Genomic DNA, 11,165 nt, shown 5'->3' on the forward strand with positions numbered 1-11,165 from the left:
CAACTGAGTTTTGATGCGAGGTAAGTCCTTCTTAAACTTCTAGAAATCTAATTTCTCCCAAATTTTCCTTTTTGATTTTTTTCCCGGAAAACCAATTCAGGGTTATCACTTAATTGAGAACTAGTTAATTCGGATTATTTAATGGTATCAGTTTTTTTGTTAAAGTCTTATTATGATAACTAGCTAGGAACAAAGAAATTTGTGGGAAATTGAGTGCCTTAGAAATGCACATTGATGAGGAATTACCGCTGTTTTTCCTTTGTGTTTTTAAAAGAGCATTTTTATCTCTTGGTTATGATACTATTTAAGGGTAATTATTTTTCTGAAATTACAATAAGTAAGCTTTACTTATCGTACTTAATTATCAGGGCCGAAGTACCATAAAGAAAAGATTGAATTGAAAGATTTCAGGCTTTTACCTGCTTTGAAGGCCATTTCCTTCATTCAAAGATCAATTTTTTTTGTATTTGAAATATATTTGTCAACTTTGCGCTTTATTACTTGTGTTCTGAAATGTGAAATCAGGACTTTAACCTATGCAAAAGTTAGAAGAGTTTAAGGGCTTATTAGCCTCTCCAAAAAAAATAGTAATTACTACGCATACCAAGCCAGATGCTGATGCTTTGGGATCATCATTGGGTTTAGCCGGCTTCCTAAAAAAGAAGGGGCACGAAGTAGTGGTGATTACCCCCACTGATTATCCCGAATTTTTACATTGGATGGAAGGAAATGATGAGGTCATCATTTTTAATGAAGGAAATGAAAAAATCTCCGGCCAATGTGTAGAGGCTGCTGATGTCATCTTTTGTTTAGATTTCTCATGTCTTAATAGAATTAATGAGTTGGGAGAAATGGTGAGACACTCTTCGGCAAAAAAGGTATTGATTGACCATCACCTGGACCCGGAACCTTTTGCAGACTTTGAGCATTGGAGTACTAAAGCTGCCGCTACAGCTGAGCTTGTGTATGACCTAATTCTAGACATGGGGGAAACTCATTTAATAAATAAGGACATCGCTGAATCGCTCTATGCGGGAATTATGACTGATACAGGTTCCTTTAAACATTCCAACACAACCCAACATGTACATTTGGTCGTAGCACAGTTAATAGAATTAGGCGCGGATATTGCTAAGGTAAGTAAACTGATTTATGACAATAATTCTCTAAATCGTGTTAAGTTTTTGGGTTATTGTCTAAGTGAAAAGCTTGTTGTGAATGAGGAGGCAAGAGTCGCTTATTTTGCATTGAGCGCCCGGGATCTTAAACGTTTCCAGTCCAGAACAGGTGATACGGAAGGTTTAGTAAATTATGCTTTGTCGCTAAAAGGAGTGGTAATGGCTGCCATGATCGCTGAAAGAGAGGAAGGAATTAGGATATCTTTCCGGTCGGTAGGGGATTTTGCAGTAAATGAATTTGCCAAATATCATTTTGGAGGCGGTGGACATAAAAACGCTGCAGGGGGAACTTCCGAACTTAGCTTTCAGGATACCGTGGATAAATTTGAAAAATTACTTGATGAGTATAAACCTATATTAAACGCTTGTAACCAAAAAATTGATTTAGATGCTTAGAATGAAAAACATTGGACTGGCACTTGTTGCCTGCTCCTTATTATTGACGTCGTGTGCTAAGGATAAATATAAAAAGACAGATTCCGGATTATTGTATAAATACATTAAGAAAGGGGATGGAAAAAAAGTAGAGGATGGAAAAATTCTGACATTGAACATGGAATATTTCAATGAAAATGATTCTTTGTTGTTTTCTACCCTGAAACAACCTTATCCAATGCCGCTCCAATATAATGATTCCATCTTTAGCCTTACTCCGGGTGGAATTGAGGAAGGGTTCAGTATGTTGACCAAAGGAGACAGTGTGTCGTTCAAGGTTTCTGCTGATAGCCTGTTTAAAAACACCTTTAGGGCACCTATGCCTCCTGATATTAAAGCAGGTTCTTTAATTCGTTTCGAAATTGGGGTTGTGGATGTAGTTACGGAAGAAGAGTATAGGGAGATGCAATTAGAGGCTTTCCGTAAAGAGCAGGAAAAAGCAGCTAAGGAAGCGGAAGAGTTATTGAAATCAGATATCGAAATCATTGAAAAATTTCTGAAGGAAAACAATTTAGAGGCACAAAGCACTGAATCTGGGCTTCGGTATGTTATCACGGAGGAGGGTTCAGGACCAAAACCTGAAAAAGGAGATAAAGTAAGTGTTCTTTATAGCGGAGCCTTATTGGATGGAACAGCATTTGATGCTAACCAGGATCGGGAAAAACCTTTCCAATTTGTAATAGGGGTTGGTCAGGTAATTCCAGGATGGGATGAAGGGATTGCTTTATTGAATAAGGGCTCTAAAGCTAAAATCTTTATTCCCTCTCCATTAGCATATGGTCCTAGACAAAGAGGAGAAGTTATTAAGCCAAATTCTATTCTTGTGTTTGAAGTAGAGTTACTTGATGTAGAAAAGAAATAAGATAATTATGAATTGTAAATTTGGAATCGATTGACGCGATTCCATATAAAAGAAATCCAATGTTTTCCCGTTATGACATTGGATTTTTTTATTTCTTCGCTGGGGAAGTGCATTTTGATAGGAAAATAATTTTTCCTCACCAACTATTCCCCTTATTTTTGCCATTAGTGATTTTTTATTAATCCTTTATAAAATGAAAAACAGAACTTTCCGCAACTCACTTTTTATGCTTCTCACAGTTGTTACTGTAATCCTCAGCGGCTGTAAAAAAGACCAGTATACCAAAGATAAAGAACTCATTGATGCTTATTTAAAGAAGAATAATATTACAGGAACGGTAACTACTGAATCAGGGTTGGTTTACAGGGTCATAAGTAATCCTGATGGAGACCTAGACAGGGGGTATTATATTCCGGATAGAAATGTTCCCAAAGTCAATGAAATTTTTGCTGATATTGGACAAACGGTCAGATTAAATTATGAAGGTCGCTTTTTGGATGATGTAGTTTTTGATAGAAATTCGGCTGGGAATCCTTTGCAGACTCCTATAGGAGTTGGAGGGCTAGTTCCAGGTTTTGATGAAGGGGTTCTACAAATGCCTGAAAATGCTGTTTTTGAGTTTTATATTCCTTCAAAATTAGGGTATGGATCTAGGGGGTCTACAGGCGTCCCAGCTAATTCAGTGCTTATTTTTGAAGTGGAATTGGTTAATATCATTCAAACCGGTTGGGAAGACTCTGAAGAATAGTTCCTTATCAAACATATTTATTTTAAGGTAATTAGGTCTTAAAAGGTTATTGGTTAGGTTGTTTGCTTTCTTGGAATCTATTTGCCATTTTTTATGAGTCATTTGTCAATGAAAATTTTAATATTTTTTATATTAAAGGAAGAGTATTCCCATAATGTGAGAGTATTGTGATTTAATGAAAGATATTAATTGAAGATTATTTTTTTAATTAAGTACATAGTAAAAAACTCCAGGCCATGAGCATTTTTCCCCACCAATCAATTCGTTTTATTGTTTTTTTTGTTGCAATAGTCAGTTTACAATCCTGTTTAAAAGACTCCACCAATCCTATAATGGATCAAATGCAGGAGGATGATAAAGGAGTATCTGATTTTATTACTGGTAATAATATTGATGCGGAAAAGATTCTTGAAGATGCCAACACTTATTACATTTCATTAATAGAAAGTAATGTTGAGGGAAAAAGGATTGAAGAAGGGGATGTGGCGTTCATTTATTATACCATGTCGGTTTTAGGTGGTAATGTGATTGAAAGTTACCAATCGGAAGACGGCGATCCTATTAAAATAAAGCATGGAATTGGAGGCGCTCCTGTTGGCTTGGATATGGCATTGGGTCAAAACATGGGAGAAGGAGAGACTTATAATATCTATCTTCCCTCTTATTTAGCCTATTTTGATAATAGCGTTGAAAATATTATTCCCACACATGCCAACCTTCTTATTGAAGTAAAAATTGTAGAAGTAAAATCTGAAACAGAATTTCAAACATACGAAGATCAGATTATTCAGGATTTTATTTCTGAAGAAGGACTTGTAGATGTGAATAGAACTGAATCGGGATTGTATTATCAAATTCTTGAAGAGGGGGATGGAGATAAACCCGGTAAAGGAACTTATGTGGAAGTAGATTATACAGGTGCTAATTTAGACGGAACTGTATTTGATTCTTCAGAGGGAAAAGAGCCGTTTAGATTTACCGTTGGTGCAGTACCTTTGCAGGTAATTCCAGGCTTCGATGAGGCAGTGGCAATGATGAATAAGGGAGGAAAAAACAAGGTAATTCTTCCCTCTCATTTGGCTTATCAAAATACCAACTTGCCAAAATTTATATATTTTCCAGAAGGACCGGAGCCAGTAGGTATCCTTCAATTTGATATTGAGTTAAAATAATGGGGCCAGGAGAAATGAAAATCTGTTTTGCTACTAACAACCTTAATAAACTCAAGGAAATACAAACTCAGTTGGGAGAGGATTTCGAACTTCTTTCCCTGAGTGATATTGGCTGTGAGGAAGAATTGCCTGAAAATCAACAAACCCTAGAGGGAAATTCAAGAGAGAAAGCCCTTTATGTAGCTAACAAATATAATGTTTCCTGTTTTGCCGATGACACAGGACTTGAAGTGGATAGTTTAGGCGGGGAACCAGGTGTTTATTCCGCTCGATATGCGGGACTCCAGAGGAGTAATGACGATAATATTGCATTGCTTTTGGAAAAACTTAAGCCTTTCAAAGACCGTTCTGCACAGTTTCGAACGGTCATTACCCTTATTTTAAATGGGAAAGAAGTTCAATTTGAGGGGGTAGCAAAGGGTAAGATAACAAAAGAAATTAAAGGAAACGGAGGGTTTGGTTATGATCCTGTTTTTCAGCCGTTTGGTCATGAGAGGACATTCGCTGAAATGTCATTAAAAGAAAAGAATCAAATATCTCATAGGGGAAAAGCGGTAGAAAAGTTGGTGGTCTATTTAAAGCAAGAAGTATAATGATGACCAATTTTTTGTTCATTATTTATGATTGATTTTTCTTATCAATAAAAAAAGCTCAATAGGTAACACTTATTGAGCTTTTAAATGTATTAAGACTTAATCTATAGGAAACTTTTACTTTTTAAAAATTAAAATGATAAAGCCATATATTGTCGGGATTACGGGAGGAAGTGCATCAGGGAAAACCTTGTTCTTAAACAAGTTGGTGGAGCAGTTTAATCAAGATGAAGTATGTTTATTATCCCAGGATAATTATTATCATCCGCTGGAAAAACAGTTGGTAGATGAAAACGGGGTTTACAACTTTGATACTCCTTCTTCCATTGAATTTTCGGATTTGGTAAGAGATATTCAGCAATTAAAAGAAGGAAACAGCCTTTTTAGAAAAGAATACACTTTTGAGAACTTTGACAAGGAAGCTCAAGTATTAAAGCTAAGTGCTGCCCCTATTATAATTGTAGAAGGTATTTTTGTTTTTTATTACCCTGAAGTGGCTGAGCAACTGGACCTAAAAGTTTTTATCGAAACCAAGGAGCACGTGAAATTAAAGCGCCGAATTATTCGAGATAATGCTGAAAGAGGTTACGACCTGGAGGAAGTACTTTATCGATATGAAAAGCATGTAGCACCTACCTATGAGAAATACATTAAACCCTATAAAGAGGAAGCCGATTTAATTATTCCAAATAATGTATGTTTTGATAGTGGATTAGAAGTTCTGGTTTCCCACCTGAAAACAAAGCTAAAAAAGCAGATTGTTCCTATTATTTGAAAATTTAGGTGGATTAAAAGTCGTTATTAAGTAGGGTTCTTAAGTGAAAAATCCCTCTAAAATAAACCATTAATTTAAGTATTATTGGAATATTGTATTCCTATTGTAAATGAAATTTTTGTTCAGAACAAAAGGCATATATCCCCTTCATTACCCTTTGTGCCTCATTAAAATTTATAACTTTGCTCTACCAGGTATGGAAAAAGCATGTTTTTTGTCAATTACAGCAGGACAGTAATTTTTGAGAAAGTAAAAAAGTCATGTCAAAAAAATTCACCGTTATTGGATTAGGACAATTCGGTACTTCGATTGCCAGGCATCTGGCATCAAGGGGGGCTGAAGTATTAGCCATAGATCTGAATATCGACAAAGTGGAAACCATCAAAGATGAGGTTGCCTATGCTGTGGCATTGGACGCAACAGATGCACGTTTGCTAAAAGCCCAAAATGTACAGGAAATGGATGCTGTGGTGGTGGCTATAGGCGAAAATTATGAGGGACTTTTGTTGACAGCTGTAATTTTATTAGAACTTGGTGTTGCTCGGGTGATTGCAAGGGCCACTAACCCTCAGCAACGGCTAATCTTAGAAAAAGTCGGCGTACAGGAAATCCTTTCTCCTGAAGATACGGTGGGAAAATCCGTCGCTGAGCAGTTACTTCATCCTAATCGTCGATCTTATTTATCCCTTCCTGATAATTATGAAATCGTTGAAATTAATACTCCTCCCCGTGTAGCAGGTATGACACTTAGGGAGATTGACTTGAGGAATCGATATCAATTAAATTTGATAACTATACGAAGGGTATTTAAGGAAAAGATAGAAGGTAGAGTGGTGGATACGGAACATATTATTGGGGTTCCTAAGGGAAGCACTGTACTCATGGAGTCTGATATTATTATCCTCATTGGAAAAGGCTCAGATATAAATATGTTTATAGATATCAATAAATAAACGTTTGATCAACTTGCTTTTATGAGGGATATGTTTAGATTTGCGAGATATTTAAATGAGAGAATTTGACAAAATATCGAAATTTTGCCTAAAAGGGTTATGGGTGCTTTTTTCAGTATGGGCAGTAGTAATCCTTATTTCTCATGAGCCCATTCGGCAACATATTGAATCGGATTTAGAGAAAGAAGTTACCAGAGAACAGACCGATTCAAAGGATAAAGTGCCTTCTTCTGATTCCGAGATCGCTTTTATTAAGGTTGCTGAGGCTGTAGTTCCTGTGATGCAGTTTAGTGCCGCTTTGGATCTTTATGCCATTATTGAGCAGCCTAATTTTATTCCAGTAACCGAATTTGCGTTAGAGCGAAATTCTACTCCGGCTCTAATGCTCCACCCTTATTTTAAAACCCTCTTCAGGCTGATCATACAGCCCAATGCACCCTGAATACTTTTTATTATTCCCATTTTTAAACCTTTCAAGGAGCAATGAAAGATTAATAGATGAAGTGAATTCACTGCATTTATTTATCATTTATTGAAGAAAGGATCAAAAAATGTCATAAACCAGGCTTTTGATAGTATTTTGATTTATAGTTTTTTCTACTCTTCAAAGCCTTTATTATTATTTTCATCCATTAAAGAATAATTTCTAACTCTAAAAATCATAATTACAATGCGAAATAAAGGTTTCGTAATTGCATTGACGGTGATTGTTTCACTGTTATGTATTTATTACTTGTCATTTACCCTTGTATCTCGAGGAGTACAAAATGACGCTAAGCTTTACGCTACGGATGCCAATGGCAATGTGAATTTTGCCAAAAGACAGGCTTATGAGGACTCCGTTTGGAGGGAACCAGTATATAATCTTATGGGGCTTACTTACACCTATCAGCAGGTGAAGGAAACCGAATTAAACCTTGGGCTGGATTTACAGGGAGGTATGCATGTAACCCTTGAGGTTTCTCCGGTGGATATCATAAAAGGATTAAGTGGAAACAGTAAAGATGCTAACTTTTTAGCTGCCATTGATGATGCAAAGAAAGAAAGCAGAACATCGAACAGAAGCTTTACTAATTTGTTTTATGATGCGTATAAAAAAAGGGTTCCAAATGGAAAGTTAAGTGACATTTTTGCCAATTCAGCAAATAAAGACAGAATTTCTTATGGCTCTTCTGATAATGATGTTCTGAAAATTTTAAATGAAGAAGTTGAGCAGGCTGTGGATCGGTCGTTCAATATCTTGAGAACTCGTATTGACCGCTTTGGTACTTCTCAGCCTAATATTCAGCGTTTGGCAGGAACAGGTCGTATTCAAGTAGAAATTCCTGGTGCAGATAACCCAGAAAGGGTAAGAAAATTACTTCAAAGTGCGGCCAAACTTGAATTTTGGAGAGTTGCTGAGTTTCAGGATTTTGCCCCTTCTTTAAATGCCATCAATAGTGTTTTGGTGGCAGAAAAGAAAGTGGAAGCGCAAACTACTGAAGCTACTGATCAGGAAACTAAGCCTGAAGAACAAAAAGAAGATGGGAATGATTTGGCTGCTCAATTAGAGTCTGACCAAACTGATACTACCAACTTGGAAAATCTTGCTGCTCAGCAATCAGAACTTTTTACTTTGATTAAGGCTCCGGGTGGTCTAATTTATGACCTGAATGATACCACAAGGATTAACCAATTATTTAGAAAAAGTGAGGTAAAAGCATTATTACCAGCCAACATGAAATTCTTGTGGTCTGTAAAGCCAATTCAAAAGCTCAATGACGGTACTGAGTTGATGGAGTTGTATGCTGTGGCGAGAGAAAGAGGTGGAAAAGCCGCTTTAGAAGGCGATGTTGTTACAGATGCCCGTCAGGATTTTGATGAGAGAGGTCGGCCAGATGTAAACATGCAGATGAATGCTTCAGGTAGTAAGCGATGGAGAAAGATTACTGGAGAAAATATCGGTAGAAGAATAGCCATTGTTCTGGATGATTACGTATACACTGCACCGGTGGTAAATGGGGAAATTCCAGGAGGAAATTCTTCTATTTCAGGAAACTTCACCATAGAAGAAGCAAAAGATTTAGCCAATATCCTAAAAGCTGGCACCTTACCAGCCCCAACTACTATTGTTGAAGAGGCTATCATTGGGCCAACCTTGGGTAAAGAGGCCCAGTTACAAGGTATTACTTCCATTGTGGCAGGTTTAGTGATGGTAGTGGTCTTTATGATTGCTTATTACTCTAAGGGTGGACTGGTAGCTAACCTTGCATTGATATTCAATATCTTCTTTATTTTAGGAATTCTTGCTCAGTTAAATGCGGCATTGACTCTTGCTGGAATTGCCGGTATTGTATTAACTATTGGTATGGCGATTGATGCCAATGTCTTGATCTTTGAGCGTATCAAAGAAGAAATGGCAGGAGGGCTAAATATTCAGGAAGCGGTTAAGAAAGGTTATAATAAAGCATTTAGCTCTATTTTTGACTCCAATGTGACTACACTACTTATGGGAGCCTTGCTATATACTTTGGGTCAAGGGCCTGTAAAAGGATTTGCAGTTACTTTAATGATCGGTATTGTTTGTTCCTTCTTCTCAGCTGTATTTATTAGCCGATTGTTTATTGATCGAATGAGTAAAAGAGCAAAAGAAGCCAAAATTTCATTGGAGACCCCTCTTTCAAAAAGGTTATTCAAGAATTTGCATTTTGACTTCCTTTCAAAAAGAAAGTTGGCCTATACGCTTTCTACAATTTTTATAACCATTGGAATGGTGATTTTAGTAATGCAGGGTGGTTTGAATCTTGGTGTAGATTTTACCGGAGGTCGAACATATGTAGTACAGTTCCCTGATAAAGTTGTGGCTTCAGATTTAAAAACAGAATTAGGTAGGGACTTTGAGGATGCTGGTACGGAAGTAAAAACATTTGGAGCTGATAATGTATTGAAAGTAACTACTTCTTATCTGATTGATGATGATTCGGATGAAGCCAATGCTCAGGTACAAAAGGCTTTAATTGATGGAGTTCAGAAGTTTACCGGCTTATCGTTTGTTGATAATAGCAAACCAGTAACAGCTAAAAACTTTACCATTGAAAGCTCTTCAAAAGTAGGGGCAACTATCGCCGATGATATTAAAACTTCATCCACAGAAGCCTTCATTGGTGGTTTGATTGTAATATTCTTGTATATCTTCATAAGGTTTAGAAAAATGTCATTCAGTTTGGGAGCCATTATTGCTTTATTCCACGACTCCCTGGCTGTTATTTCTGCCTTTGCTATCGCCCGGCTTCTTGGTTTTGCTTATGAGGTTGACCAGGTATTTATTGCGGCGATGTTAACCATTATTGGTTATTCCATTAACGATACCGTGGTAGTATTTGATAGAATCAGGGAGATGTTAGGCTTGGCTACCTCTAAATCGGATACGAAAACTGTCTTTAATAATGCCATTAATAGTACTATGGGACGTACTTTAATGACTTCCCTAACAACTTTATTAGTAGTATTAATTCTCTTTATATTCGGTGGAGAAGTATTAAGAGGATTCTCTTTTGCATTGTTGGTGGGAATTATGGTTGGTACCTATTCCTCAATTTTTATTGCTACCCCAATTGTAGCAGATCTTTCAAAAAAGATGAAAAAGGAGGTAAAAGCTTAAATTCTAAAATATAGGATTTTAGTTTTAATTATTATGAAAGCCCGAGCTGTTCTTAGTTCGGGCTTTCATTTTTTATTTCTTACCCCTTTAAGTTGAAGTACCTCAAAAATTTCCTCCTGAACCCATAATTCTCCACCATTTTTAAAATCTATTAAAGTATTACTCCTTTTGGCTCTTAATCTGGATATATGCCTTCCATTGACATAAACTTTTTGGTCAAAAGCGGTAAGGGGGAAAAAGTTATTTTTCTTTCCATAGTTATTCCAAATTTCATTGGAAGACTCTAGTATTTTAAAGTCAGCTGCTTCTTGAAAGCACAGTAGGGTATTCAATCCTTCTCCAAAGAAGTAATTAACTTCCTTTATGTCTACTTCTTGGATGGAAGGAAGGCGTGTGTTTTCAGAAATAGGAAGGGATGATTTAGCCATAATAGAGGGAATTAAGAAATTAGAACTTGGAAAGCGAAAGGACAGATTTAAAGTTTCTAAGTGTTATCTAAGACTATTTGTCCAGTCATTATTAAAGCATATTTAAAATCATTTTATCCATCGAAATTATTGGCAATGAAAGGTGACTATTAAAGATAATCAGCTTGGAAAATAAAATGTTTGTTTAATGTTCTGGTTAATGTAAATTTTTTGAAATGGCACTCATTTGCAGTAATTATTTTTGATCTATACTCATAGAAATATTTCTTTTTAGTTGGAGGAAATTAAGAATGTTCCTTCTTCAAATTAAGAGGTTTATTTCATTTTTGTAACTTTGTCCGGATTTTTAGTTTCTCAAGAAATTTTTGAAATTAGAGGAAG

Annotated in this window: 10 protein-coding genes; 9 read left to right on the forward strand and 1 reads right to left on the reverse strand. The window is 36.2% G+C overall.

Annotation, left to right across the window (positions count from 1 at the left end; translation table 11 throughout):
- Nucleotides 1-536: 536 nt before the first annotated feature.
- From E1171_RS16535 to secDF, 9 genes are all read left to right on the forward strand, one after another.
- Nucleotides 537-1,574: a DHH family phosphoesterase gene (locus E1171_RS16535; RefSeq protein WP_155207161.1), complete on the forward strand. Its 1,038-nt coding sequence runs from the start codon at nt 537-539 to the stop codon at nt 1,572-1,574.
- A complete protein-coding gene (locus E1171_RS16540) occupies nt 1,567-2,475 on the forward strand; it encodes an FKBP-type peptidyl-prolyl cis-trans isomerase (RefSeq protein ID WP_222931526.1) in 909 nt (302 codons plus the stop codon). The genes E1171_RS16535 and E1171_RS16540 overlap by 8 nt, the downstream gene beginning before the upstream one ends.
- Nucleotides 2,476-2,668: 193 nt before the next feature.
- Entirely contained in the window at nt 2,669-3,223 is a 555-nt protein-coding gene (locus E1171_RS16545; protein ID WP_155207162.1) for an FKBP-type peptidyl-prolyl cis-trans isomerase, read from the forward strand.
- 236 nt (nt 3,224-3,459) lie between these two features.
- Nucleotides 3,460-4,395 carry an FKBP-type peptidyl-prolyl cis-trans isomerase gene (locus E1171_RS16550; protein ID WP_155207163.1) on the forward strand — a complete coding sequence of 312 codons (936 nt, stop codon included), beginning with the start codon at nt 3,460-3,462 and terminating at the stop codon, nt 4,393-4,395.
- A gap of 14 nt (nt 4,396-4,409) precedes the next feature.
- Complete coding sequence (locus E1171_RS16555; protein WP_155207164.1) at nt 4,410-4,988, forward strand: non-canonical purine NTP diphosphatase; 579 nt, start codon at nt 4,410-4,412, stop codon at nt 4,986-4,988.
- Between the two features lie 136 nt (nt 4,989-5,124).
- Entirely contained in the window at nt 5,125-5,763 is a 639-nt protein-coding gene (udk, locus tag E1171_RS16560) for a uridine kinase (protein ID WP_155207165.1), read from the forward strand.
- A gap of 260 nt (nt 5,764-6,023) precedes the next feature.
- Complete coding sequence (locus E1171_RS16565) at nt 6,024-6,716, forward strand: potassium channel family protein (RefSeq protein WP_155207166.1); 693 nt, start codon at nt 6,024-6,026, stop codon at nt 6,714-6,716.
- A 103-nt stretch (nt 6,717-6,819) separates the two neighbouring features.
- A complete protein-coding gene (locus E1171_RS16570) occupies nt 6,820-7,158 on the forward strand; it encodes a hypothetical protein (protein WP_155207167.1) in 339 nt (112 codons plus the stop codon).
- A 228-nt stretch (nt 7,159-7,386) separates the two neighbouring features.
- On the forward strand, nt 7,387-10,356 hold the full coding sequence (gene secDF / locus E1171_RS16575) for a protein translocase subunit SecDF (protein WP_155207168.1): 2,970 nt from the start codon (nt 7,387-7,389) through the stop codon (nt 10,354-10,356).
- A gap of 65 nt (nt 10,357-10,421) precedes the next feature.
- Here secDF and E1171_RS16580 read toward each other — a convergent pair whose 3' ends face one another.
- On the reverse strand, nt 10,422-10,784 hold the full coding sequence (locus tag E1171_RS16580; protein WP_155207169.1) for a hypothetical protein: 363 nt from the start codon (nt 10,782-10,784) through the stop codon (nt 10,422-10,424).
- Nucleotides 10,785-11,165: the final 381 nt, after the last annotated feature.

It is taken from the genome of Xanthovirga aplysinae, from assembly GCF_009711365.1.
In the GTDB taxonomy this organism is placed as follows: domain Bacteria; phylum Bacteroidota; class Bacteroidia; order Cytophagales; family Cyclobacteriaceae; genus Xanthovirga; species Xanthovirga aplysinae.